The organism is Bradyrhizobium sp. HKCCYLS1011, from assembly GCF_051167795.1.
GTDB lineage: Bacteria > Pseudomonadota > Alphaproteobacteria > Rhizobiales > Xanthobacteraceae > Bradyrhizobium.
On sequence record NZ_JBNPTT010000007.1, the window covers coordinates 229,456 to 254,578 of the forward strand.

Genomic DNA, 25,123 nt, shown 5'->3' on the forward strand with positions numbered 1-25,123 from the left:
TCAAGGCCGCACCGCGGGCGTCTCCAGCGGCATGCCGTGGGCGCGGGACATCAGATAGAGCTCGAGCGCGACCATCTCCGGCGAGCCGAAGTCGAACGCCTGCGCGCGCACGCCGGTCATGCAGCCGCGGATCCGTCGCTGGAGCGAGCCCATGGCCTGCCACTCCAGCCGGTAGATCGGGTAGCCGGTCGGCTGTCCCTGCGTGACCGCGGAGCCCGCGAGGTGCTTGTCCCAGTTATCGTCATGGCAATTGGTGCAGGCGAGATTGAGCTGGCCCTGCCGCTGCATGAACAGCTCACGTCCTTTGGCAACGAACGGCGCCAGCGCGGGATCGTCCCCCGTGGTGATCGGCTGCCCGCGCGATTGCTGCGCGACATAGGCGGACAGGGCGAGGAGCTCATGGCTCTCGTTGCCGAACGGGCTCGCCTGCTGGTGATCCCTGCGGCAGATATTGATGCGCTGCTCGAGATCGACCGGGCGGCCGAGCGCGGCATCGAAGGCGGGATAGCGCGCCGCGACGCCTTTCATGGTTGTCGGAGCATCACCATGGCAATCAGCGCAGGCCTTGCCGGCATCACCTTGCTTGGCCTGCCACAGCGTTTCGCCTTCGAGCACGGCCAGCATGCCGGGATTGGCGGTGTCGTCGTCCTGCATCGCCTTGCTGTCTGACGACATGAAGCTATAGCCCGAGCGTCGGTCCGCGGCAGGGATTTCGGCGGCCAGCACGGGCAGGGCGCCGAGCGCAGCCAACACGAGAACGGCCGCGCGCAACCGCATCATTCGACCGTGATGTTAGCAGCAGCGTTGGCGACGAAGCCGTTGTCGCCGATCCATTCGAACTCGAACTTGCCGCTCTCGGTCGCGATCGTGAAGAACGACATGAAGGGATTGGCTGATATCGCCGGGAACAGGTCGGCGCGAAAGATCTCGGCGCCGTTGAAGCGGCAGCTGAAGCTCGTGATGATGTCGCGCGGGATCAGCTCGCCGGCTGCGGTGCGTCGATAGCCCGGCTCCATGATGTGGCTCATCAAGGCCTTGATTTCGATGACGGCGCCGCGCTTGGCCTTCGGCGGCACATTGACCAGGGCTGCCATCAGGGCACCTCCTCGGTGCAGGCGGCGAGCGTGACGATCACGTCCGCGCTGGTCTGCCAGAACGAGCCGTCGGACAATTTTGCGATCGCGACCACCTTCTGGCTGTCGGCGAGCCGGATGCGGGTCGCGACCTGCGCCCGTCCGGCCCGCGGCGTCAGGTAGAAGTTGCCGATATTGGGCTGCGGGTTCTTCTCGTTGAAGACATGGATGCTCTTGACGTAGTCGGCCTCGGTCATCGGATGGTCGACGCTGACCGTCATCGGCACGGTGTTGCCGTTCTCGACCAGTGGCGGAATGTCGAGCTTGACCTTGCCCTGCTGCACGGTCGCTTCGCCGACCAGGTTGCGGATTGCCGAGGACAGCATCGCCGGTGTCGCTTGCGCCGGGCGCACGGTAACGATCGGCAAGCCGCCGCACAGCGCGGCGCTTCCTGCCAGCTGCAGCACGTGACGGCGCGAGATGTCTGACATGTTGGCCATGCGCTTCATATGGTCTCAGTCACGTAGGGTTGCGAGATAGGCCACGATATCCTCGATCTGTTCCGCGCCCAGGATCGGCTTGCCTTGCCAGTTGCGGCCGACCCGCGTCAGCCCGTCCGCGCGATAATAGGATGGCATGATGGTGTCCGACTTGAACTTCGAGGCATCGACCAGGCGCAGGCGCAGCTGCGGAACGCTCCAGCGGCTGCCGACGCCCGCGAGGTTCGGGGCCAGGTCGCCCTGGAACCGCACCTCCGGCAGCGGAGCGGCGTGACAGAGGATGCAGGTGGAACTGCGGTCGGCGACCAGCGCGCGTCCGCGGACGGCGTCGCCGGGCTGTCCCGTCAAGGATTCTGCGATCCCGTCGCCAGCGATGCTGTAGGACGCGAGTGCCTGCGCAACCGCGACGTGGGGCAGGGCGGCTGCCAGGAAACAGCAGGCGATCGCAGCCATACGCCTAGCCAAAGATGTCACCTGTCAGGCTCTTGAACCAGGCCTCCGCGTCCTGCGCCTCCTTGGCGCGCATCTCGCGCGGCGCATCCACCGGGCTGGTTCGGCCGCCCTCGACCTCGGCGAAGATGTCGCCTTTGGGCTGATAGACGCCGGCGAGCGAGAACGCATAACCCGGCGCGACGGTGTTGTAGCAGATGCCGTTCAGTGTCGGCGCCTCCGGCGTTTTGCCCGCGAGCTGCGCGACGATCGCGGCAGCGCAGGCCTTGCCTTGGGCCCGCGCCGCGGCGCCTGATTTCGGAATGCCGCCGCCGAGGCAGGCATCGCCGATGACATGGATGTCGGGCACGAGCCTGGATTCGAAAGTGACGGGATCAATGGGGCACCAGCCGGTGTGGTCGGTGGCGCCGGCGAGCGAGGCGATGCGCCCGGCCTTCTGCGGTGGGATGATATTCGTCACCTGGGGAGTGTAGTTGCCGAACTCGGTGATGACGGTGCCGGTCGCAACCTCAACGTCGGTGACCCGTCCTCCCTGCGACAGCGAGATGCGTTCGATCATGCTGCCATACAGCGCCTCCCAGGCCTGCTCGAATAACTTCTGCTGCGAGAAGGTGTCCTTGGCGTCGAGGATCAGCACTTTCGATCGCGGCTTGCGCGCTTTGAGATAGTGCGCGATCAGGCTGGCACGCTCGTAAGGTGCGGGTGGGCAGCGCGAGGGATTGGCGGGAACCGCGATCGCGACCGTGCCGCCATCCTCCATCGCCTCGATTTGCCGGCGCAGGAGCAGCGTCTGCTCGCCGGCCTTGTAGGCATGCGGCATCTTCGTCGAGGCGGCCTCGTCGTAGCCCTGCAGCGCGGTGAAATCGAGATCGATGCCGGGCGAGAGCACAAGGCGGTCATAGGAAAGCGAGCTGCCGTCGGCGAGCGTCACCTTGTGGCCATGCGCATCGATCGCAGTCGCCGCCTGGGCGATGACGCGCACGCCGTCGGCCGCGATCCGGTCGTAGGAGAACTGCTGTGCAGACAGGTCGCGAAGGCCGGCGATGACTTCGTTGCTCAGGGGACAGGAGGTGAAGGTCGCGTTGGTCTCGACCAACGTCACGGAGAGCCGTGGATCAGCCTTGCGCAGCGCCCGCGCGCAGCTGGCGCCGCCAAAGCCGCCGCCGATCACAACGATGCGCGCGGAAGCTTGCGCGCGCGCGACATGCGGCAACGCGAGCGCGATGGCGCTCGCGGCAAGGAGGCCTGCGGCTTGTCTCCGCGTCGCCCGCGGCGGTGAGATCATTGACATGACTTCATACTATCAATGGCGGCGGCCGCCTGTAACGAGGTCGCCGCCATCTCGCATCAGGCAAAGCTGATGTTCTGGTCGCGCAAGGGCACCGAGCGGATCCGTTTCCCCGTGGCCGCGAAATAGGCGTTCAGCACCGCCGGCGCGGCGACGCTGATGGTGGGCTCGCCGACCCCGCCCCAGAAGCCGCCACTCGGCATCAGGATCGATTCCACCTTCGGCATCTCGTTGATGCGCATCGAGTTGTAGGTGTCGAAGTTGGTCTGCTCGATGCGGCCGTCTTTCACGGTGCAGCCGCCATAGAACAGGCCGCTGAGGCCGTAGACGAAGGAGCCCGCGATCTGCCGCTCGACCTGTGCCGGATTGACGACGTAGCCGGGGTCGGTCGACGCCACGATCCGCTGCACCTTGATCTTGTTGCCATCAGTGACCGAGATCTCGGCGGCCGCCGCGACGTAGCTGCCGTAGGAATGCAGCTGTGCCAGGCCACGATAGACGCCCTGCGGCGCGTCCGTGCCCCAGCCGATCTTGTCGGCCACCGCCTCCAGGACCGCGAGATGCTTCGGATGATCCTTCATCAGCTTGCGCCGAAATTCGAGCGGATCCTGGCCGGCCGCATTGGCAAGCTCATCCATGAAGCATTCCAGATAGATCGCGTTGTGGTTCACGTTCACACCACGCCAGAAGCCTGGGATGATATGAGGATTGCGCATCGAATGCTCGATCAGGAGATTCGGCACCGAATAGCCGATGACAGCATCGCCCGAGGCATTGAACCCGGCAAAGGTCGCGGGATCCTTGCCGTTCACCAGCGCCTCGGGGCGCAGGCTGAACAGGATCGATTGCCCGGAGATCCGGATGTGCAGGGCGGTGAGGTTGTTGTCGGCGTCGAAGCCGCCGGTCAATTTGCACTGGGTGATCGGATGATAGCGGCCATGGGTCATGTCTTCTTCGCGCGACCATAGCAGCTTGATCGGTGTGCCCGGCATCTGCTTGGCGATCTGCACGGCCTGGCGGACATAGTCGGTCTGACCGCGCCGGCCGAAGCCGGTGCCGAGCATGACCTTATGCACCTCGCACTTCTCGGCCGGGAAGCCAGTCGCTTCCAGCACCGCGGCGAACGCCGCTTCGCCATTCTGAGTGCCGCACCAGACCTCGCATTTGTCGGCCGTGTAGAGTGCGGTCGCGTTCAGCGGCTCCATGTTGGCATGGTTCTGATAGGGATAGTTGTATACCGCCTCGACCTTCTTCACGGCGCCCGCGAGCGCGGCCTTGACGTCGCCGTTCTCATTGCCGACATAGGCCGGCCCGGAGTCGAGGCCTTCGGCGAGCCATTGCGCGATCGACGCGGAGGATACTTTGGCGTTCGGGCCTTCGTCCCAGACGATCGGCAAGGCATCGAGCGCGGTCTTCGCATGCCACCAGGTGTCGGCGATCACGGCCACCGCCGTGCCGTCGACGGCAACCACCTTCTTGACGCCCTTCATGCCGGCGATCTTGGCTTCGTCATAGCTCTTGAGCTTGCCGCCGGTGACCGGACAGTCCTTGATCGCGGCATTCAGCATGCCCGGCAGCTTGATATCGATGCCGTAGGTCATCGCGCCCGTGACCTTGTCGGGCGTATCGAGCCGCTTCACGCCCTTGCCGATCAGGGTCCAGTCCTTGGGATCCTTCAGCTTGACGTCAGTGGGCGGGGCAAGCTTGGCGGCGGCTTCGGCGACCTTGCCGTAGGTCGTGGTCCTGCCCGTCGGCGAATGGGTGATGACGCTGTTGGCAGCCGTGCACTCGGCGACCGGCACCTTCCACTCGTTCGCAGCCGCTTGGATCAGCATCATGCGTGCGGTGGCGCCGCCCTTGCGGACGTACTCCTGCGAGGTGCGGATGCCGCGGCTGCCGCCGGTCGAGAAATCGCCCCACACGCGCTTGCGGGCGACGTTCTGCCCGGGCGTCGGATACTCCGTCGTCACCTTGCTCCAGTTGCAAGCGAGCTCTTCGGCCACCAGCTGCGCGAGCCCGGTCAGAGTGCCCTGGCCCATCTCGGAGCGGGCGATCCGGATCACGACGGTGTCGTCGGGCCGGATCACCACCCAGGCATTGACCTCCGGCGTGCCATCGGCGGCGCGAACGATCTGAGGTCCGCCGAATGGAATGTCGAGCCCGAGTGCAAGACCACCGCCAAGCGCGGCGGTGCCAATGACGAAGGCGCGACGGTTGAGCTGAGGCGTCACGTGCTGATTCATGATGGCCTCCCTCACGCGTTCGCCGCGGCGTGGATCGCGTCGCGCACCTGCTGGAAGGTGCCGCAGCGGCAGATATTGGTGATGGTGTCGTTGATGTCCTGGTCGGTCGGCTTCGGATTGTCCTTCAGGAGTGCCGCAACCGCCATGATCATGCCGCTCTGGCAATAGCCGCATTGCGGAACGTCATTGTCGAGCCAGGCCTGCTGCACCTTGTGCAGGACGCCTTCGCTGGCGAGACCTTCGATGGTGGTGATCTGCTTGCCTTCGGCTTCGGAGACGCTGACGCCGCAGGAGCGTACGGCCGCGCCATCCATATGCACGGTGCAGGCACCGCATTGTGCGATGCCGCAACCATATTTAGTTCCCGTCAGTCCGGCGTTTTCGCGGATCGCCCATAAAAGCGGCGTATCGGGTTCGACATCGAGCGTGAAGGATTTTCCATTGATCGTCAGGTTTGCCATCGCATATCCCCGGTTCGTTCAACGCGCCAGTTGAACTGCGGCCACTGTGGCCCGAACCTTGGAATCCTTCAAATCAAGAATCTGCGTTTGTAGTTGGGAAGAGATTTGATCTCGCGGTGTTGGCCGTCGTGTCGGCACCTCGTGTGCGTGCAAACAGCTGCCGCCTATGTAGCACGCGGTGGCGCAACAGCGAGGCGCAGAAAACTCATGACGCTGCCGAGCCCGGCGAAGCCGGCGCCCAGCGCCAGCGCCAAGGTTGCGCCTTCGTGGCCGGCGAGGCTGAAGCAGAGCGCGGCCAGCGCCGCGCCGGTGGTCTGGCCGGTGAGCCGAGCAGTGGCGACGATGCCGCTCGCGCTGCCACTGCGATGGGGCGGCGCGCTCGACATGATGGCTTTCATATTCGGCGCCTGGAAGAAGCCGAATCCGACGCCGCAGATCAGCATGCGCCAGACGATGTTCGGAATGCTCGGATTGTCCGGCAACAGCGCGAGCAGTGCCATGCCGGTCCCGAGCATGACGAGGCCGATGCCGCCCAAGAGCCCCGCGGGGAAGCGGTCGGACAGCCGGCCGGCAATCGGCGCCATGATGGCAACCGCCAGCGGCCAGGGCGTCATGAAGAACCCGGTCTCGACCTGCGAGCGCTGCAGGACGTCCTCGAAATAGAACGGCAGCGACACAAAGCCGAGACCTTGCACCGAGAAGGAGCACACGGCGGTCGCAGCCGAGAGCGCGAACATGCCGCGGCGGAACAGGTCCATGGGCAGCATCGGGGCCGGGTGATTGGCGTGGCGGCGGTTGAGGATCACCCCGAGTATAAGCGCGGCTGCGAGCTCGAGCGCGACCACGAGCAGGGCGGTTCCGTGGGCGGCGCTGCCGATCCCGGTGATGAAGAGGCCGAGGCAGGCGGCGGCCAGGGCGGCACCCAAGAAGTCGAAGCGATGCTCGGCGCGCGGCGTTCGCGGCAGCATCCTCAGCCCGATCACGATCGCGACCAGACCGAAGGGCAGATTGACCGCGAACAGCCACGGCCAGGAGCCGAGCGCAAGAATGGCCGATGCGATGGTCGGCCCGAACGTGAAGGCAATCCCGACCACCAGCGCGTTGTGGCCAAGGCCGCGGCCCAGCATCTTGCCGGGATAGACGAAGCGGACCAGCGCGGTGTTCACGCTCATGATGCCGCTGGCGCCCAAGCCCTGCAGCGCGCGGGCGACGACCAGGCTGGGCAGCGACCAGGCCAGCGCGCAGCCGACCGAGGCGAGCGTGAACAGCAAGAGGCCGCCGAGATAGATCCGCTGATGGCCGACGATCTCGCCGAGCGCACCGAGCGGCAGCAAGGTCGCGACCAGCGCGATCTGATAGATGTTGACCACCCAGACCACATCAGCCGCGCTGACATGCAGATCCGCCGAGATCGCGGGCAAGGCAATATTCGCAATTGCGGTGTCGAGCGAAGCCATCGCGAGCGCGGTGAAGATCGCGGCGACCGCCCATCTCCTGCGTCCCTCGGGCAGGCCATCGGAGATGTCACCGGGATTTCCGTGCCGCTGGGCGTGGTGGCGATTGGACATCCCTGGTTTTTCCTTGGGCCTTTGCTCCGCGGGATCGCGTCCTTGAGCGTGTACACCGGACAGCCCGGTCTCTTAAGTCATGCCGGCGCATGGCGGTATGCGCTGAGGTAGCTCCGGCACCGCTGGCGTCCCGCCCGTCGTCATGCTCAAACGACCGCAGCTTCAGGCGCGGAGGAGTGAGCGATGCGGATCGTTGTTCTACCGGGTGACGGCATCGGGCCGGAGATTGCAGCGGCGACGTCGCACGTGCTGCGTGCCGCCTCCGAACAGTTTCAGCTGGGCCTGATGCTCGACGAGCATGCTGTCGGACATGCGAGCCTTGCGCAGTTCGGCACCACGGTGCGGCCCGACCTGCTCGAGATCGTGCGGGCCGCCGATGGCCTGATCCTCGGGCCGACCGCGACCTTCGACTTCAAGGACGAGGCGCGCGGCGAGATCAATCCATCACGTTATTTTCGCAAGAACCTCGATCTGTTCGCCAACATCCGTCCGGCGCGCACTTATGCCGGCCGCCCCCACCGCGTCGGCGAATTCGATCTGGTGGTGGTGCGTGAGAACACCGAAGGCTTCTATGCCGATCGCAATATGGAGGAGGGCAATGCCGAGTTCAAGGTCACGCCTGATGTCGTGGTGTCGTTGCGGCGGATCACCCGGCACTGCTGCGAACGGATCGCGCGGGTTGCCTGTGAGCTCGCGATGGTCAGGCGCAAGCACCTCACCATCGTCCACAAGGCCAATGTGCTGCGGATGGGCGACGGCCTGTTTCTCGACATCTGCAGGGAGATAGCGCTCGGCTACTCGGGGCTCGTGGTCGAGGAGGTGCTGGTCGACGCCATGATGGCGCATGTGGTGCGCGAGCCGCGCCGCTTCGACGTTCTCGTGACCACCAACATGTTTGGTGACATCCTCTCGGATCTCACCGCCGAGCTCTCCGGCAGCCTCGGCCTTGGCGGCTCGCTCAACAGGGGCGCTAACTACGCCATGGCACAGGCCGCCCACGGCTCGGCGCCCGATATCGCCGGACAGGATGTCGCCAATCCGGTGTCGCTCATTCTCTCGGCCGCTTTGCTGCTGTCCTGGCATGGCGAGCGTATCGGTGCTCCGCGTTTTATCTCTGCAGCCGACGCGATCGAAAAGGCGGTGGCGAAGGCGATCGCGGAGGGACAGGCGAGCCGTGACGTCGGTGGCTCCCTCGGCACTGCGGCGGCAGGCGCGGCGATCGCCGCACGCTTAACATAGCACGACAGGCCGGATCATTGATGATCCGGCCTGTCATTTGTACGGCATGTGGTCTATTCGGCGCTAGAGACGAGCTTGATGCGCGGCTCCGCCTGGTTCATCAGGCTGCGATAGGCGGCCAGATAATCCAGCGCCATGCGGCGGGCGGTAAAGCGACGATCGAACTGCTCGCGCACGCGGGCGCGGCTCAGGTCGGGAAGCCGGCCGACGGCCGCGACCGCGCTGAGCTCGTCCTCGACGACGAAGCCGGTGATGCCGTCATCGATCACCTCCGGCACTGAGCCGCGGTTATACGCGATGATCGGCGTGCCGCAGGCCATCGATTCGATCATCACGAGGCCGAACGGCTCCGGCCAGTCGATCGGCAGCAACAGTCCGATCGCACCGGAGAGGAATTCCGCTTTCTCGTGATCGCCGATTTCGCCGACATACTCGATCAGCGGATTGCCGTTGATCAGAGGGGAGATGAGCTGATCATAATAATCCTGATCCGCACGATCCACCTTGGCGGCGATCTTGAGCGGAACGCCACAGCGCATCGCGATCTTGATCGCTCGGTCGACGCCCTTTTCCGGTGCGATGCGGCCAAGCACGGCAAGGTAGCTCGGCCTCACCGGCTTCGGCGTCAGCAGAGTCTCCGGCAGCCCGTGCAGCACGGTGCTGACCCAATTCGCGTTTGGCACGGGACGGCGTTGCGCATCCGAAATTGAAACGACGGGAAGATCTTTGAAAATCGAGAACACCGGTTGGTGCTCAGGCAGATCGAGCCGGCCATGCAACGTGGTCAGGAACGGCGTCGGTTGGCGATAGAACAGCGACCACGGATAGTAGTCGAGATGGAAATGCAGGATGTCGAACTCTTCATCATCACATCGCTGTCGCACGTTCTCCAGCATCACCATGTGAAGGGCGTTGGGATCACGGACCGAGCCGTCGAGGCGCAGAGCTCGCGGCCAGGTCGCGCACAATTTCGCCGATGTCTGTGAGTCCCCGCTTGCAAACAGCGTGACATCATGGCCCAGCGCAACCAGCTCCTCAGTCAACCAATGAACCACCCGCTCGGTGCCACCATAGAGTTTCGGAGGCACAGCCTCCGTCAATGGAGCAATCTGCGCAATGCGCATCTCACCGTCTCCCGTCTCTGATCATGAATGAAGATCCCCCTCCGATTGGCACCGGCACCGCCGAGAGCAGGAACGTCCTCGCATCTGCGAAGTTCCCTTCAACAATCATTGTTTCTTCGCCACATCGTGTCCTTCCGAAGTTCTCATTGCTGCCATCTCGGCTACTCAAGCCGGGTGGTGTTTGGACAACGTTGGCAGTTGGATGGAGATACGGTGGGAACCGAATAAATCAGTCGTCGTTCATTCGCTTGAATCGGATCGCCCCCTTCCGCCGTGTTCCAACGGAAATCACATGGACCAGCTTTCAGGCTACGCGCACCGACCCTTTCCTTTCGTCATGCGCTATCTGCGTAGGCGCCCCGCATCACACCTCATCATCCTGTCGGCTGTTGTGGGTGCAGTTGCCTGCTCGGTGGGCACGCAATATGGCGTTAAATTCCTGGTCGACAGCCTGTCCGCAGGATCAGGCGGTGGAGGTCAGGTTTGGACGGCCTTCGCGTTGTTGATGGCGCTGATTGCGACAGACAACATCTTGTGGCGGGTGGCGAGCTGGATCGCGAGTTTCACATTCGTCAGGGTTACAGGCGATCTGCGCCGTGACATCTTCCGCCATCTCACCGGGCATTCCCCGAGCTATTTCGGCGATCGGCTTCCAGGCATGTTGTCGAGCCGCATCACTGCGACGTCCAATGCCGTGTTCACGGTGGAAAACATGTTCGTCTGGAACGTGTTGCCGCCGTGCCTTGCCACGATCGCGGCCATCTGCCTGATTGGAACCGTCAGCGTCGCCATGGCCGCAGGCCTGCTTTTGATCGCCGGCGCCATGGTATTTGCGATGTTCCGCTTGGCGGCTGCAGGCAAGCCGCTCCACGACGATTTTGCCGACAAGGCTGCGATCGTCGACGGCGAAATGGTGGACGTCATTTCCAATATGCCACTGGTGCGGGCCTTCTGTGGTCTGCGTCACGAGCATGACCGGTTTGACGCCACCGTGGACAAGGAACTCGTCGCCCGGGGCCGCAGCCTTCGCTACCTCGAGAAGCTGCGCATCATGCATGCCAGCGTCACCATCGTGCTCACCATTGCCGTGATGGCCTGGGCGATCTCACTGTGGCAGAAGGGCGGCGCGACCACCGGCGATGTCGTGCTGGTCTGCACGCTCGGTCTCTGCATTCTCAATGCAACGCGCGATCTTGCGGTGGCGCTGGTCGATGTCACCCAGCATGTCGCGCGCATGAGCGAGGCGATCGCCACCCTGCTGCAGCCGCATGAGCTGCGCGATCACCCCGAGGCGGAGCCGCTGATGAAGAGTGGCGCCGCGATCGCCTTCAACAACATCATATTCCAGTATCCCGGCGGCCAGAGCATCTTCGAGAACTTCACGCTGCGGCTGCAGCCCGGACAGCGGGTCGGGCTGGTCGGCCAATCCGGTGGCGGCAAATCGAGCCTGTTCACGTTGCTGCAGCGGTTCTATGATCCGCAGAGCGGCAACATCACGATCGATGGCCAGGATATCGCCAGGGTCACACAGCAGAGCCTGCGCGAGGCGATCTCGGTGGTGCCGCAGGACATATCCCTGTTCCACCGGTCCATCCTCGAGAACATTCGCTACGGCCGCCCCAGCGCCACCGACGACGAGGTGCTGCGGGCAGCAATCGCAGCGCGCTGCGATTTCGTCGATGCCCTGCCTGACGGGCTGCAGACGATGGTCGGCGACCGCGGCGTCAAACTGTCGGGCGGCCAGCGCCAGCGGATCGCGATTGCGCGCGCCTTCCTCAAGGACGCACCGATCCTGCTGCTCGACGAGGCCACCGCCGCGCTCGACAGCGAGTCGGAAGAGGCTATCCGCGAGGCGCTTGGCCGCCTGATGCGCGGCCGCACCGTGATTGCGATCGCGCACCGGCTTGCGACGCTGCGGAACTTCGACCGCGTGGTGGTGCTGAGGGCCGGCCGGATTCTCGAGGACGGTCCGCCGGACCGTCTGATGCAGGGCGAGGGTCCATATCGCGAGCTTGTGACCCAGGAAATGACCCGGCTTGCCAAATTCGCTGCCTGACGGATACACGTCGCAGAAGCTTGGTGTAGAAGGGGGCACCTCGCTTCTTTGCATCGCGTCATTGCGCCCGCTGAAAAGCGCAATCCAACAATGCACGAGGTCAAGATGTCGGCTGAACTCGCGAGCATGCTTATATCGACCGCGCACACCGACGAGCCGGTTGAGGAGCAGCCGTTCTATATTCCAATGACGGGGCCTGCGGCACGGCCGCGGCGCTCGCTCAAGCATGACGATACCTTCATCGTGCTGGATGGCCACGGCGACATCGGGGCCTCGGCCGGCGGACCTGACGGGCTGTTCAATTCCGATACGCGCTATCTCGCGCGGCTGGAATTGATGCTGGATGACGTTCAGCCGCTGCTGTTGGGATCAAGCCTGCGTGATGACAATTCGGCGCTGACGATCGATCTGACAAATCCCGACATCTATCACCAGGGGCGGCTGGTGATGTCGAAGGACATGCTGCACATCGTGCGCACGATTTTCCTGTGGCGCGGAACAGCCTATCAGCGGATCGGAGTGCAGAATCACGGCGACCGGCGCGCCAGCCTCGATTTGAAGTTGAACTTCGACAATGACTTCGCCGACCTGTTCGAGGTCCGGGGCGCTGTACGGCAACGGCGTGGCGTCGGTTCGAGCAAGCTCGAGGGACCCGCGGGCGTGCGGCTCGAATATCGCGGGCTCGACGGCGTGACGCGGTCCACGGCCCTCAATTTCGATCCGCGTCCGACGCGGCTCTCGGTCAATATGGCGATCTTTCATCTTGATCTGGCGCCGCACGAATCGCGCTCCGTCTTCGTTGCGATCTCCTGCAATGCGCGGGCGGGCGAGAAGCCAGGGCGGTTCTTCCCCAGCCTGCTCGCCCACCGGCGCGAGATGCGCTCGTGTACCCGCGGTGCGACCAGCATCGAGACCTCCAACGACATCTTCAACGAGGTTCTGTGCCAGGCCATGGCCGACCTCAACATGCTGATGACCGACACCGCGCAGGGCCGTTATCCGTATGCCGGCATTCCCTGGTATTCGACCACATTCGGACGCGATGGCCTGATCACGGCGATGCAGATGCTGTGGGTGGATCCGCGCATCGCCCGCGGCGTGTTGCGCCGGCTCGCCTTCTACCAGGCCAAGGAGACCGACCCGCTCGCCGACGCCGAGCCCGGCAAGATCCTGCACGAGATGCGCGGCGGCGAGATGGCGGCGCTGCGGGAGGTGCCGTTCGCCTGCTACTACGGCAGCGTCGATTCGACGCCGCTGTTCGTCTTGCTTGCCGGACTGTATTACGAGCGAACCGGCGATATCCATACGCTCCGCGAATTGTGGCCGGCGATCGAGGCCGGCCTGCGTTGGATCGATGGCCCCGGCGATCCCGATCGCGACGGCTTTATTGAATATCAGCGCGCCTCGGAGCAGGGGCTCGCCAACCAGGGCTGGAAGGATTCCTACGACGCGGTGTTTCACGCCGACGGCCGGCTGGCGGAAGGCTATATCGCGCTCGCGGAAGTGCAGGGCTACGTATTCGCGGGCAAGCTTCTTGCGGCGCGCAGTGCGCGGCATCTGGGCAAGACCGATATCGCCGACAGGCTTGAAGCAGAGGCCGCGAGTCTCGCCAGCCGCTTTGAGGATGCCTTCTGGTGCGAGGAACTGAACACCTATGCGCTCGCGCTCGATGGCGAGAAAAAGCCGTGCCGGGTGCGCAGCTCGAACGCGGGTCAGCTCTTGTTCAGCGGCATGGTGCGCGAGGATCGCGCCCACAAAGTCGCCGCCGATCTGATGCGGCCGCACTTCTTCTCGGGCTGGGGCATTCGCACCATTGCCCATGGTGAGGCCCGCTACAATCCGATGTCCTATCACGACGGCTCGATCTGGCCGCACGACAATGCCCTGATTGCGCTGGGACTGGCTCGCTACGGTCTCAAACACGCGGTCGAGCAGGTGTTCAAGGGCCTGTTCGACGCCGCCGCCTATATGGATCTGCGCCGGTTGCCGGAATTGTTCTGCGGCTTCCGGCGCGAGAAGAACCGCGGGCCAACGCTTTATCCCGTGGCCTGCGCGCCGCAAGCCTGGGCCAGTGCGACCTCATTCACGTTACTGGAGGCCGCGCTCGGACTGGAATTCGACGCCGTCAGAGGCGAGATCCGGCTGCGCAATCCGCGGCTGCCCGCATTCCTGGATTGGGTGGTGCTGCGCGACCTGCAGCTGGGATCCTCGACCGTGGACATGTGCCTGCGCCGTCACGGCGAAGATGTCTCGCTCGAGGTCTTGCGTCGCCGCGGCCAGATCCAGATTTCGATCGTGCTTGCGCATTGAGGGAGGCGAGAGAGCGCATGCGCATGATGGGTCGCATCCTCGTCGTCACGCTGCTCGCGGCCGCCGCGGCGCCATCGTTGCGCGCTGACGAGGCACCGATCGCAACACCTTCTCCTGCGCCTCCGGCTACGCCGGCGCCGCCTGCGAAAGAGCCCGCGCCGCCGCCGTCGGTCACGATCCTCGGGGCGCAGGATGCGCACGGCGTCCTGGGCCGGGACGTGCGCAGCTCAACCGGCGAAGACATGGGCCACATCGTCGATGTCATCGTGGACCTGACCGGTACGGTTCGTGCCGCGGTGATCGATTTCGGCGGCTTCCTCGGCGTCGGCAGCCGCAAGATCGTCGTCGATTGGACGGCACTCAATTTCGCGCATTTGGCCGACAAGAGCGACCACGTCACGCTTGATCTCACCAAGGAACAGGTCAAGGCCGCGCCGGAGTACAAGGAAGACAAGCCGGTCGTTGTGTTGGGCGCGGCCGGCAAGCTGTCGCCCTGGCTTTTTGATCATTGAGTTTGTGCGTCATATCGCCGGTCCGGCGCGGTGCTCGCGTCAGACCGGCGGCGGGACGTCTGCGTCCCGCGATCGACATCATGAGACACGGAGAGCCATGCTGATTGCGCGGCCATCCAGATCCGCTGCCCGGGGTGATCCCGATCTCCGCAAAGATGCGGAGGATCGCGCTCGCCGCAGCGCCGAGATGGGCCAGCCGCCTGCGCCGCGGCCGGAACCCTCGCGACAGAGCCTGCGCGGTCTCGATTGGTTCGTCTTCTTCCTTGCCGACGTGCAGACGGGGTTCGGGCCGTTCATCGCGGTTTATCTGACCACCCAGAAATGGACGCAGTCTGAGATCGGCCTGGTGCTGTCGATCGGCGGCATCGTCGGGCTGATCGGCCAGATGCCGGGCGGCGCGATCATCGATGCTGCGAAATCCGAGCGGCTCGTTGCCGGGCTCGCGGTTGCGACGATCGGCTGCGCGGCGCTCGCCTATGCGGCCTGGCCGATCTTTCCGGTGGTTGCGATCGCCGCGACCTTGCATGCGGCCGCAAGCTGTGTGCTGGGGCCGGCAATCGCCGCGATCAGCCTCGGGCTGGTCGGGCCACATGGCATGGCCCGGCGGCTCGGCCGCAATGCCCGTTTCGCTTCGCTTGGCAGCGGCGTTGCCGCCGCTGTCATGGGGACCTGTGGCTATCTGCTCTCCAGCCGGTCGGTGTTCCTGGTCACTTTTGTTCTGGCGTTCCCGACCCTCATCGCGCTGTCGCGCATCTGCGACAATGAGATCAATATCGCGCAGGCGCACGGCGTGGCGGATCCGCCTGAGGCGGAGGCTGCCTGGTTTGCAAGCCTGTTGAGCCTGATGCGCAAGCGGGCGCTGCTGATCTTTGCCTGCGGCGTCTTCATGCTGCAACTTGCCAACGCGGCGATGCTGCCGCTGATGGCGGGCGTGGTGACGACGCGCTCCAGCGAATGGGCCACCGTGCTGATCGCGTTCTGCATCGTGGTCCCGCAGGCGATCGTGGCCCTGACCTCACCGTCGGTCGGCGCCGTGGCCCAATCCTGGGGCCGGCGGCCGCTGCTGCTGCTGGGCTTCGGTGCGCTGGTTTTTCGCGGGCTGCTGTTCGCGGTGGTGCACGACCCTTATCTGCTGGTCGCGGTGCAGATCTTCGATGGCATCACGGCTGCGGTGTTCAGCGTGATGGTGCCGCTGATCGTGGCCGACGTCGCCTTCGGCAGCGGCCACTTCAATCTGGCGCAAGGTGTCGTCGGCACGGCAACCGGTATCGGTGCGTCGCTGTCGACCGTGCTTGCCGGCTATGTCAGCGACAAATTCGGCAGCGCCACCGCCTTTGCCGGCCTGGCGGGGGTCGCGATGGCGGGGCTTTTGCTGATCGCGCTGCTGATGCCGGAGACACGGCAGCGCGACAGTAGGAGGGCTGGCTGAACCCGAAGGGGTTCAGGCGTCCATGCTGTGCAGGCGCTGGCGGTTGCGCAGCACGATCTGGCGTGCACCCGAGAAGCCGAGGATGCCCTGGCTGTGCAGCTGCGACAGCGCCCGCGAGACGGTTTCGAGGGTCAGGCCGAGATAGTCGCCGATGTCGCGCCGGCACATCGGCAGCGCCATCATGCCGGCGACCGCCAGGCGGCGATCCATCTCCAGCAGGAAGGTCGCAACCCGCTCCATCGCGGTCTTGCGTCCCAGAAGGAGCATGTGGTCTTCGGCGTGACGCAGGTCATTGGCCGTCATGGTCCAGAGCTTGCGGGCCACAGCCACGTCGACGTTTGCGGCATGCTCGAGGCTGCGGCGCTTCACCAGGCGAACGGTGGTGTCGATGATGGCTTCCGCGGCCAGCCGGTGCGCGGTGCCGGATTCCAGGCCGAACACGTCGCCGGGAAGGTGGAACGCGCCGATCTGGCGGCGGCCGTCGGACAGCAACTTATAGCTGCGAACGGCACCCGAAATCACCTGGTAGACGTATTCGGCAGGCTCGTCCTCACCATAGATCTCCTCGTCCTTCTTGTAGGAGAATTCGGTCGCGATCAGCCCGGCATGGCCCGTGATCTCGGCAAATTGGTTGATGACAGGAGCTGGAGCAGGGGGGCTGATTTTGGTGCTGACGACCGAACCGGTGAGCGACTGATTGAGCATGACCATCTCCTTTGCGGCGGATGGTGAATGGGTACAGTGCTGCACCTGTTAAGGAAATTTAGCGCGATATCTTAAGGAGGTCTCCTTACGTAGATCTACGGAGCTGGTCAGGCGGCCGGATCGTGACCGGTAGCAGCCTGCCGGTCGGCGATCGCTTTCCGCACGCGCTTGATGAGATTCTCATCCAACAGTGGCTTCAACAGGAAGTCGTACACGCCCGCGGCTGCAGCCCGCGCGGCGAGCTTGTCGTCATAATGGCCGGTGATCAAAACCACCGGTGCCGTCGCGCCCCGCCTGTGAAGGTCGTTGGTCAAGTCCACCCCGTTGATATCGGGCATCTTGTAATCGATCACGAAGCAGTCGATCGGGACGTGGTCCAGCGCGTTCAGAAGCGCCGTTCCGCTGCGAAAGGTTCGCACGTCAAAGCCGTCGGTCTCCAGCAGGAATTGGAGCGAGCTGAGGACGCCCACGTCATCGTCGGCAACATAGACCTTCGGTTTGGGGATAGCCGACATTGCAAGTGACGCGCGCAGGTTGAAGGGATAATTTTCAACATGCATCGGAATCCGGAAGATCGGCTTGATCTGGCTCAATCCTTCAGCGCGCCGGCGCGCATCGCCAGGCGCACCAGTTCTGACAGACTGTTTGCACCCATCTTGGTCATGACGTTGGCGCGATAGACTTCGATGGTGCGTGGGCTGATGTCGTATTCGCGCGCAATCAGCTTGTTCGACAGGCCCGCCATCAGTCCGTCCATGACCTGACGCTCGCGAGGGCTCAGCGTCGCGATGCGCGCGAGGATGTCCTGGGTGGCCGCTTCGTTCTTGGCGGCTGGCTCGGCTTGGCGAATCGCCGACTCGATCATGCCGACGAGGCGTTCGTCCTCGAAAGGCTTTTCCAGAAAGTCGATCGCACCGAGCTTCATCGCCTCGACCGCAAGCGGGACGTCACCGTGCCCGGTCATGACCACGATCGGAAAGCTGGAGTGTGCGGCCTTCATCCGCTTCAAGAGTTCGATGCCGTCGATTCCGGGCATCCGCACGTCCGAGACCACGCATCCGAACGAGAGATCTGCGAGCGCGTCGAGAAAGCTCTGCGCGTCCTCGAACAGGATCACCTCGAATCCCGAGGAGTCGAGCAGGAAATTGAGCGAATCCCGCATCGCCTCGTCGTCGTCGATCACATAGACCTTCGCCTTTTCGGCCATTGTCGCTCAACCTTCGTCGGGCGCCGCGGGCAGCGTGAAGCGGAAGGTTGCGCCGCCAGCGTCGTTGTTTTCGGCCCACATGCGTCCGCCGTGAGCCTCGATGATAGAGCGGCTGATGGACAGGCCAACTCCCATTCCGGTGTCCTTGGTGGTGAAAAAGGTCTTGAATAAGTTGGGCATGACGTCTTCGTGGAACCCTGTTCCGGTATCCGAGACAGCGATCTCGATCAAGTCGTCTCCAACCTTGCGGTTGCTGGCGATCAGCTCGCGCCGGCTTGACTGCGCCATCGCCTCCAGAGCGTTGCGGAACAGGTTCACCAGCACCTGCTGGATCTGCACCCGGTCGACAAGCACCAGGTCGGCCTCCGGATTGAGGTTGAAGCGGAGCTGGACGTTCTGCTCGCGGGCGCCGGCGAGCCCCAGCGCACCGGCTTCCTCGATCAGCTTGGACAGGCTTTCGACCCGCTTTTCCGATTCGCCACGGGAGACAAAATCGCGCAGCCGCCGGATGATCTGGCCGGCGCGAATCGCCTGCTCGGCGGCGCGATCCATCGCATTCTCGATCTTGGCCGTGTTCGGGTCGTCGCTGCCGGCGAGCAGCCGCCGGGAGCCCTTCATGTAATTGCTGATCGCAGCCAGCGGTTGGTTCAGCTCATGCGCAAGTGCGGAGGCCATTTCCCCCATCGCGGTCAGGCGCGACACATGGACCAGCTCTGATTGTAGCTCCCGGAGCCGTGCCTGGGTCTGCTGGTGCTCGGTCAGGTCGTGCGCGAAGCCGGTGAAATAGGGCTGGCCGCCCGACTGCATCTCGCCGATCGACAGGTGCATGGGAAAAGTCGTGCCGTCGCGGCGGCGCCCGGTTACGATGCGCCCGATGCCGATGATGTGGCGCTCTCGGCTGGCGTGGTAGCGCGCGAGGTAACTGTCATGGCGTGATCGGTCCGGCTCGGGCATCAGCTCCCGGACATTCATCCCGATCGCCTCCTGCTCGGTGAAGCCGAACAGTCTCTCCGCAGCCGTGCTGAAGAACTGGATGCTTCCCTGGCCGTCGATCACGATCATCGCATCCGGCACCGTGTCCAGGATCGAGCGCAAGTGCCGCTCGCGGATTCGTAACGCTTCCTCGAGCTGCTTTTCCTGATTGATGTCGAGCGCTATGCCCCTCAGATATCGCGGCTCTCCGGCCCCGTCGGGCACAATGCCGGCCAATACGCGGATCCATTGTTCGCCTGCCGCGGCGCCGTCGGAGACCTTGAATGACATATCGAAGCCGGAGCCCTGGAGGCGGGCATGCTCGATCGCCGTTTCGACCGGGGCTCGGTCGCCCTCGCTGAGCAGCGACAGGAATGAGTCGAGGGTCACCGGCTGATCGGCAGCGACCCCGAACAGCCTCCGGGTGGTCTCCGACCAGTACATCTGCCGGGTCTCAAGGTCGAAGTCCCAGGCCCCGAAACCCAGCGAACGGGCGTCTTCGGGGCGCATGGACGCATCGGGAAAGGGTTGGGTTACGCCGCGCACGGTTCAGTTGTTCGCCGATCTCTGCTGGCACCGGCGTGCCCGGTGCGACCGCTATCCTATATCAGATGCTATCCTATAGCAGATGACGTGCGCCTGAGAGAAAGGTAAATTTTTCTCGCAAAATTCAGGGCTTAGCCTGACCGCAGGATGCCGGGCGCCAGCCATCGCGCTTTGCGTCCAGATTGATCTATCTCATCACGGGCTCCGATTTCATCTCTAAGAGGAGATGGAAGCAATGCGTGGAGAGATGGGATGACATTCGCTGCCGTGATAGTGAGCCTCGCGCTCGATCAGCCGAACGCGGCCCGCCTCCAAGTCGCGGGCGACCTTGCGGAGCGCTTTGGCGCCGAAGTGATCGGAGCGGCCGCGGGGCAGTTCAGCCCGCCGCTGTATTTCACGACCGGCGAACAGGCCCAGGACCTGATCTGGCAGGGGGAGGCCGCGGTGCAACGCAGACTCGGCGAACTCGAGGCGGATTTTCGGGACGCCGTCACCGCCCGTGCGCCTGCCGTGAGCTGGCGCAGTTCGCTCGACTTCCCGACGCGCTATGTGCTGGCCCAGGCGCGCGCCGCCGACATCCTGGTCTGCGGCGTTCAGAACCAGGCCATTTCCGACGCTTTCGCCGCGGCAAGCCCGAAGGATCTGGTGATGCAGGCAGGGCGCCCGCTGTTGGTGGTGCCCGACGACCTGACTTGGCTCGACCTGCGCAGCGTGCTGGTGGCCTGGAAGGACACGCCGGAGTCGCGCCGCGCGGTCGTCGACGCGCTGCCGCTGCTCGCCAAGGCAAAGGACGTGGTGGTGGTCGAGATCCTGGAGGATGCCATCGAGCGTGAGGCCTGCGAATCGCGGCTTGGCGACGTGGTCGCTTGGCTGGCGCGGCATGGCGTGGTCGCGTCGGCGCGGGTGGTCGAGCCGGCTGAGAAGCGGGATGTGGCCGCCGAGCTCGAATCGGTTGCCGACGACATCACGGCCGGCCTGATCGTCGCCGGCGCCTACGGCCATTCCCGATTCCGCGAACTGGTGCTCGGTGGCGTCACCGAGCATCTCGTGACGCGGGCGCGGCGTTGCGTGTTGTTGTCACATTAAGTCCAGTAGCGACGAATTTGAGCGGGATTGCACCTTGTACAGATTTCTCGAAGAGACAGCCGGCAACTATATGACGCGGGACGTCAAGACGGTCACTCGCGACACGACGGTGCGCGAGCTGAGCGAGATGCTCGACCGCGACGATTTCAACTCCTATCCGGTTACGGACAACGACGCGGTCATCGGCATCGTCACCAAGTTCGACATGCTGAGGTGCTTTGCATTCACGCAGAACCAGATGCTCCCGCAATACAGCGACCTGATGAACCGCAAGGTCTCGGACATCATGACGACGGAGTTCATCTACGTCCGTCCGGACACCAAGCTGACGCGGGTGCTGCAGCTCATGGTCGAGCATCGCATTCGCAGCCTGCCGGTAACCGATGGCGAGAACCGGCTGGTCGGCATCATCGCGCGTGAAGACATCGTGCGCGCGCTGGCAGTCGCGGCTAATCGCTAGGAAGCCGATTCAGAAAATCGCTCGATGGATTCGCAGCGAAACCGAAACGATTGTCATGAACCGCCACGCTGGAGGCGGCTTTGAATTTGGAGTTCCGGTGACGATCGCGCGAACAAGCCGATCGGAACTTCAGGTCCCGCATTCGCCCGAAGCCGAAAGCCTCTGTCAGAGTGCGAAGGTTTGGTGCCGATCGGTCGGGGCTGAAGCCGTGAACCGCAAGACGCGTGCACGCGTCGCGAACCGCAACTCGAACTCGGCCCGTATAGATACGGACGATTGCATCACGCGTGACGAATAGGCTGCGCGGCTCTCGACTACTGCGAAAGCGGCATAACCATTACTTACTCATCTTGATTTCGATCAATTCCCCGTGTGCCCGATTATGGTTGCTAGTCTCGTCTTCTTTCAGCGAGATTCCGCATGAGCGCGTCCTCAACAGCAAAATCAATGACCATCGGTGAAAGTGGGCTGGCGCTCATTTTCGCCGTTACCGCTTTCCTGTGCGTCTTTGCCGCCGCGAAAGCGCTGGATCCGGCCTTCGCGTTCCACGCCTCGCTCGGGGCGGCTGCGAGCGCGGCGTCCGTATTCGTGATCCTCAACCGTTACTTCGAGCGTCCGGCCCAGCTGCCGCCGCAGGAGATCAACGGCCGGCCGAATTACAATCTCGGCCCGGTCAAGTTCGCGTCCTTCATGGCGATGTTCTGGGGCATTGCCGGTTTCACGGTCGGGCTGATCATTGCCAGCCAGCTCGCCTGGCCCTGGCTCAATTTCGACCTGCCATGGACCAGCTTCGGACGGTTGCGGCCGCTGCATACGTCGGCGGTGATCTTCGCCTTCGGCGGCAACGTGCTGCTTGCGACCTCGTTCTACGTCGTGCAGCGGACCTGCCGTACGCGTCTCGCGGGCGATCTCGCCCCCTGGTTCGTGGTGGTCGGCTACAACTTCTTCATCCTGATCGCGGGCACGGGCTATCTGCTCGGCGTGACGCAGTCGAAGGAATATGCCGAGCCTGAATGGTACTCCGACCTGTGGCTGACCATCGTCTGGGTCACCTATCTGCTCGTGTTCCTAGTGACCGTCATCAAGCGCAAGGAGCCGCACATCTTCGTGGCGAACTGGTTCTACCTTGCCTTTATCGTCACCATCGCGGTTCTGCACCTTGGCAACAACCCGGCGCTGCCGGTCTCGCTGCTCGGCTCGAAGTCCTACGTCGCCTGGGGCGGTGTGCAGGACGCGATGTTCCAGTGGTGGTACGGGCACAACGCCGTCGGCTTCTTCCTGACCGCGGGCTTCCTCGCCATCATGTACTATTTCATTCCGAAGCGGGCGGAGCGGCCGATCTATTCCTACCGGCTGTCGATCATCCACTTCTGGGCGCTGATCTTCCTCTACATCTGGGCCGGTCCGCACCACCTGCACTACACGGCACTGCCGGATTGGGCGCAGACCCTGGGCATGACCTTCTCGGTGATGCTGTGGATGCCCTCCTGGGGCGGCATGATCAACGGCCTGATGACCCTGTCGGGTGCCTGGGACAAGCTGCGCACCGACCCGGTGCTGCGCATGCTGGTCGTCTCGGTCGCTTTCTACGGCATGTCGACCTTCGAAGGCCCGATGATGTCGATCAAGGTGGTCAATTCGCTCAGCCATTACACCGATTGGACCATCGGCCACGTGCACTCCGGTGCGCTCGGCTGGGTCGGCTTCGTTTCCTTCGGCGCGCTGTACTGCCTGGTGCCGTGGGCCTGGAATCGCCGCGGCCTCTACAGCCTCAAGCTGGTCAACTGGCACTTCTGGACGGCGACTCTCGGTATCGTGCTCTACATCTCCGCGATGTGGGTCTCGGGCATCCTGCAGGGCCTGATGTGGCGGTCCTACACGGCGCTCGGCTTCCTTGAGTACTCGTTCATCGAGACCGTCGAGGCGATGCATCCCTTCTACATCATCCGTGCCGCCGGCGGGGCGCTGTTCCTGATCGGCTCACTGATCATGGCCTACAATCTTTGGATGACCGTGCGTGTCGGTGAGGCGGAAGTCGAATCGCCCGTCGCGCTTCAGCCGGCGGAATGAGGAGCGATCACACCATGTCTTTCTGGCAACGACACCAAGTCATCGAGAAGAACTCGATCATCCTGGTCATCGGCATCCTGCTGGTGATCGCGATTGGCGGCCTCGTCGAGATCACTCCGCTGTTCTATCTGAAGAGCACGATCGAGGTGGTCGATGGCGTGCGTCCCTACACGCCGCTGGAACTGGCCGGCCGCAACATCTACGTCCGCGAGGGCTGCTATCTCTGCCACTCGCAGATGATCCGTCCGTTGCGCGACGAGGTGGAGCGTTACGGCCACTTCTCGCTCGCGGCGGAGAGCATGTATGACCATCCGTTCCAATGGGGGTCGAAGCGTACCGGTCCTGACCTCGCCCGCGTCGGCGCCAAATATTCCGACGACTGGCACGTCACCCATCTGACCAACCCGCGCGCGATCGTGCCGCAATCGGTGATGCCCGGCTATCCCTTCCTGAAGGAGACCGAGCTCAACGCGAGCAACATCGCGGATCACCTGAAGACGCTGCGGGCGGTGGGCGTGCCCTATACGGACGATCAGATCGCCAACGCCGCGGCCGACCTCAAGGCCCAGGTCGATCCGGACAGTGCCGATGTCGATGCGCTGACCAAGCGCTATCCGAAGGCGGTGGTCCGCAATTTCGACGGCAAGCCGGGTGCGCCGACCGAGATGGACGCGCTGGTCGCCTACCTGCAGATGCTTGGAACGCTGGTCGACTTCAAGCTCTACAACGAAAAAGCCAACCTCCGCTGAGCTTAGGAAGGCAAGAATCATGAAGCCCATCCTTGCGATTGAGAATATCGCGTCGTCCCTGGTGACGACGCTGTGGACCCCGATCTTCGTCGCGATCTTCATCGCGATCGTGACCTATGCCCTCTGGCCTCGCAACCAGGCCGCTTTCGACGAGGCGGCGCGCATGCCGTTGCGGGAGGATTAATCATCATGGCTGACCATAGCGAAATCGACACCGTCTCCGGCACCGCCACCACCGGCCATGCCTGGGACGGCATCAAGGAGCTCAACACGCCGCTGCCGCGGTGGTGGCTGATCACCTTCTACATCACGATCGTCTGGGCGATCGCCTACTGGATCGTCTATCCGGCGTGGCCCCTGATATCGAGCAACACCAAGGGGCTGCTCGGCTACTCCTCCCGCGCGGAAGTGGCGGTCGAGCTTGCCAATCTCGAGAAGATCCGCGGGGAGAAGATGGCGGCGCTCGCGACGGCCTCGCTCGCCGACATCGAGAAGGACCCGGCGCTGCTTGCCCTGGCACGGGCCCGCGGCAAGACCGTGTTCGGCGACAATTGCGCGCCGTGCCACGGTACCGGCGCGACCGGCGCGAAGGGCTTTCCGAACCTGAACGATGACGACTGGCTGTGGGGCGGCACGCTCGATCAGATCGAGCAGACGATCCGTTACGGCGCGCGTTCCGGTAATGCGAAAGCTCACGAAGGCCAGATGCTCGCCTTCGGCAAGGACGGCATGTTGAAGCCGCCGGAGATCGTCAACGTCGCCAACTATGTGCGGTCGTTGTCCGGCCTGCCGACCCGGCAGGGGTATGACGCCGCTGCCGGCGCCAAGATCTTCGCGGAAAACTGCGCGGCGTGTCACGGCGAGAATGCCAAGGGCAATTCGGAGCTCGGTGCGCCGAACCTGACCGACAAGATCTGGCTGTACGGCTCGGACGAGGCGACCGTGATCGAGACCATTACCAATGGTCGCGGCGGCGTGATGCCGGCCTGGGAAGGGCGGCTCGACCCTGCGACCATCAAGGCGATGGCGGTCTATGTCCACTCGCTGGGTGGTGGAAAGTAACGGAAGTCCAACG

24 protein-coding genes are annotated in these 25,123 nt (G+C 63.9%); 11 read left to right on the plus strand and 13 right to left on the minus strand.

What is annotated here, in order from left to right:
* From soxA to ACQR1W_RS24320, 8 genes are all read right to left on the minus strand, one after another.
* A complete protein-coding gene (soxA, locus tag ACQR1W_RS24285) occupies nt 1-780 on the minus strand; it encodes a sulfur oxidation c-type cytochrome SoxA (protein ID WP_434853170.1) in 780 nt (259 codons plus the stop codon).
* Nucleotides 777-1,094, minus strand: coding sequence for a thiosulfate oxidation carrier complex protein SoxZ (gene soxZ, locus ACQR1W_RS24290; RefSeq protein WP_434853171.1), 318 nt, complete (start codon nt 1,092-1,094; stop codon nt 777-779). The genes soxA and soxZ overlap by 4 nt, the downstream gene beginning before the upstream one ends.
* Nucleotides 1,094-1,573: a SoxY-related AACIE arm protein gene (locus tag ACQR1W_RS24295; protein WP_434853449.1), complete on the minus strand. Its 480-nt coding sequence runs from the start codon at nt 1,571-1,573 to the stop codon at nt 1,094-1,096. Before ACQR1W_RS24295 ends, soxZ begins: the two co-directional genes overlap by 1 nt.
* 15 nt (nt 1,574-1,588) lie before the next feature.
* Entirely contained in the window at nt 1,589-2,026 is a 438-nt protein-coding gene (soxX, locus tag ACQR1W_RS24300) for a sulfur oxidation c-type cytochrome SoxX (protein WP_434853172.1), read from the minus strand.
* 4 nt (nt 2,027-2,030) lie between these two features.
* A complete protein-coding gene (locus ACQR1W_RS24305) occupies nt 2,031-3,308 on the minus strand; it encodes an FCSD flavin-binding domain-containing protein (protein WP_434853450.1) in 1,278 nt (425 codons plus the stop codon).
* Between the two features lie 62 nt (nt 3,309-3,370).
* Entirely contained in the window at nt 3,371-5,554 is a 2,184-nt protein-coding gene (locus ACQR1W_RS24310) for a molybdopterin cofactor-binding domain-containing protein (protein ID WP_434853173.1), read from the minus strand.
* A gap of 11 nt (nt 5,555-5,565) precedes the next feature.
* Entirely contained in the window at nt 5,566-6,015 is a 450-nt protein-coding gene (locus ACQR1W_RS24315) for a (2Fe-2S)-binding protein (RefSeq protein WP_434853174.1), read from the minus strand.
* A gap of 164 nt (nt 6,016-6,179) precedes the next feature.
* Entirely contained in the window at nt 6,180-7,583 is a 1,404-nt protein-coding gene (locus tag ACQR1W_RS24320) for an MFS transporter (RefSeq protein ID WP_434853175.1), read from the minus strand.
* A 183-nt stretch (nt 7,584-7,766) separates the two neighbouring features.
* Here ACQR1W_RS24320 and ACQR1W_RS24325 point away from each other — a divergent pair, with 183 nt between their 5' ends.
* A complete protein-coding gene (locus ACQR1W_RS24325) occupies nt 7,767-8,822 on the plus strand; it encodes an isocitrate/isopropylmalate dehydrogenase family protein (RefSeq protein ID WP_434853176.1) in 1,056 nt (351 codons plus the stop codon).
* A 53-nt stretch (nt 8,823-8,875) separates the two neighbouring features.
* On the opposite strand, the gene ACQR1W_RS24330 is transcribed toward ACQR1W_RS24325, so the two are convergent.
* Complete coding sequence (locus ACQR1W_RS24330; RefSeq protein ID WP_434853177.1) at nt 8,876-9,946, minus strand: glycosyltransferase family 4 protein; 1,071 nt, start codon at nt 9,944-9,946, stop codon at nt 8,876-8,878.
* Between the two features lie 292 nt (nt 9,947-10,238).
* On the opposite strand from ACQR1W_RS24330, the gene ACQR1W_RS24335 reads away from it, so the two are divergent.
* The 4 genes from ACQR1W_RS24335 to ACQR1W_RS24350 all read left to right on the plus strand — a co-directional run bounded on the left by ACQR1W_RS24335 (nt 10,239) and on the right by ACQR1W_RS24350 (nt 16,253).
* On the plus strand, nt 10,239-12,002 hold the full coding sequence (locus tag ACQR1W_RS24335) for an ABC transporter ATP-binding protein (RefSeq protein WP_434853178.1): 1,764 nt from the start codon (nt 10,239-10,241) through the stop codon (nt 12,000-12,002).
* 105 nt (nt 12,003-12,107) lie between these two features.
* Complete coding sequence (locus ACQR1W_RS24340) at nt 12,108-14,312, plus strand: amylo-alpha-1,6-glucosidase (RefSeq protein ID WP_434853179.1); 2,205 nt, start codon at nt 12,108-12,110, stop codon at nt 14,310-14,312.
* A 26-nt stretch (nt 14,313-14,338) separates the two neighbouring features.
* Complete coding sequence (locus ACQR1W_RS24345) at nt 14,339-14,824, plus strand: PRC-barrel domain-containing protein (RefSeq protein WP_434853451.1); 486 nt, start codon at nt 14,339-14,341, stop codon at nt 14,822-14,824.
* Nucleotides 14,825-15,011: 187 nt separating this feature from the next.
* A complete protein-coding gene (locus ACQR1W_RS24350; protein WP_434853180.1) occupies nt 15,012-16,253 on the plus strand; it encodes an MFS transporter in 1,242 nt (413 codons plus the stop codon).
* A 12-nt stretch (nt 16,254-16,265) separates the two neighbouring features.
* Here ACQR1W_RS24350 and ACQR1W_RS24355 read toward each other — a convergent pair whose 3' ends face one another.
* The 4 genes from ACQR1W_RS24355 to fixL all read right to left on the minus strand — a co-directional run bounded on the left by ACQR1W_RS24355 (nt 16,266) and on the right by fixL (nt 19,647).
* Nucleotides 16,266-16,958 carry a helix-turn-helix domain-containing protein gene (locus ACQR1W_RS24355; RefSeq protein WP_008967212.1) on the minus strand — a complete coding sequence of 231 codons (693 nt, stop codon included), beginning with the start codon at nt 16,956-16,958 and terminating at the stop codon, nt 16,266-16,268.
* Nucleotides 16,959-17,065: 107 nt separating this feature from the next.
* Complete coding sequence (locus ACQR1W_RS24360) at nt 17,066-17,473, minus strand: response regulator (RefSeq protein WP_008967211.1); 408 nt, start codon at nt 17,471-17,473, stop codon at nt 17,066-17,068.
* A 74-nt stretch (nt 17,474-17,547) separates the two neighbouring features.
* The gene (fixJ, locus tag ACQR1W_RS24365; RefSeq protein ID WP_008967210.1) at nt 17,548-18,165 is read right to left on the minus strand and encodes a response regulator FixJ; all 618 of its coding nucleotides are present in this window, start codon (nt 18,163-18,165) and stop codon (nt 17,548-17,550) included.
* Between the two features lie 6 nt (nt 18,166-18,171).
* Complete coding sequence (gene fixL / locus ACQR1W_RS24370) at nt 18,172-19,647, minus strand: sensor protein FixL (RefSeq protein WP_434853452.1); 1,476 nt, start codon at nt 19,645-19,647, stop codon at nt 18,172-18,174.
* 288 nt (nt 19,648-19,935) lie between these two features.
* Here fixL and ACQR1W_RS24375 point away from each other — a divergent pair, with 288 nt between their 5' ends.
* From ACQR1W_RS24375 to ccoP, 6 genes are all read left to right on the plus strand, one after another.
* Complete coding sequence (locus ACQR1W_RS24375; protein ID WP_434853181.1) at nt 19,936-20,769, plus strand: universal stress protein; 834 nt, start codon at nt 19,936-19,938, stop codon at nt 20,767-20,769.
* 34 nt (nt 20,770-20,803) lie between these two features.
* On the plus strand, nt 20,804-21,229 hold the full coding sequence (locus ACQR1W_RS24380; protein ID WP_434853182.1) for a CBS domain-containing protein: 426 nt from the start codon (nt 20,804-20,806) through the stop codon (nt 21,227-21,229).
* Between the two features lie 420 nt (nt 21,230-21,649).
* Nucleotides 21,650-23,299 (plus strand): cytochrome-c oxidase, cbb3-type subunit I, encoded by a 1,650-nt coding sequence (ccoN, locus tag ACQR1W_RS24385; RefSeq protein WP_434853183.1) that lies wholly within the window; start codon nt 21,650-21,652, stop codon nt 23,297-23,299.
* Nucleotides 23,300-23,313: 14 nt separating this feature from the next.
* Complete coding sequence (gene ccoO, locus ACQR1W_RS24390; RefSeq protein WP_434853184.1) at nt 23,314-24,048, plus strand: cytochrome-c oxidase, cbb3-type subunit II; 735 nt, start codon at nt 23,314-23,316, stop codon at nt 24,046-24,048.
* 19 nt (nt 24,049-24,067) lie between these two features.
* Complete coding sequence (locus tag ACQR1W_RS24395) at nt 24,068-24,232, plus strand: cbb3-type cytochrome oxidase subunit 3 (protein WP_035980646.1); 165 nt, start codon at nt 24,068-24,070, stop codon at nt 24,230-24,232.
* Between the two features lie 5 nt (nt 24,233-24,237).
* Nucleotides 24,238-25,110: a cytochrome-c oxidase, cbb3-type subunit III gene (gene ccoP, locus ACQR1W_RS24400; protein ID WP_434853185.1), complete on the plus strand. Its 873-nt coding sequence runs from the start codon at nt 24,238-24,240 to the stop codon at nt 25,108-25,110.
* Nucleotides 25,111-25,123 lie beyond the last annotated feature (13 nt).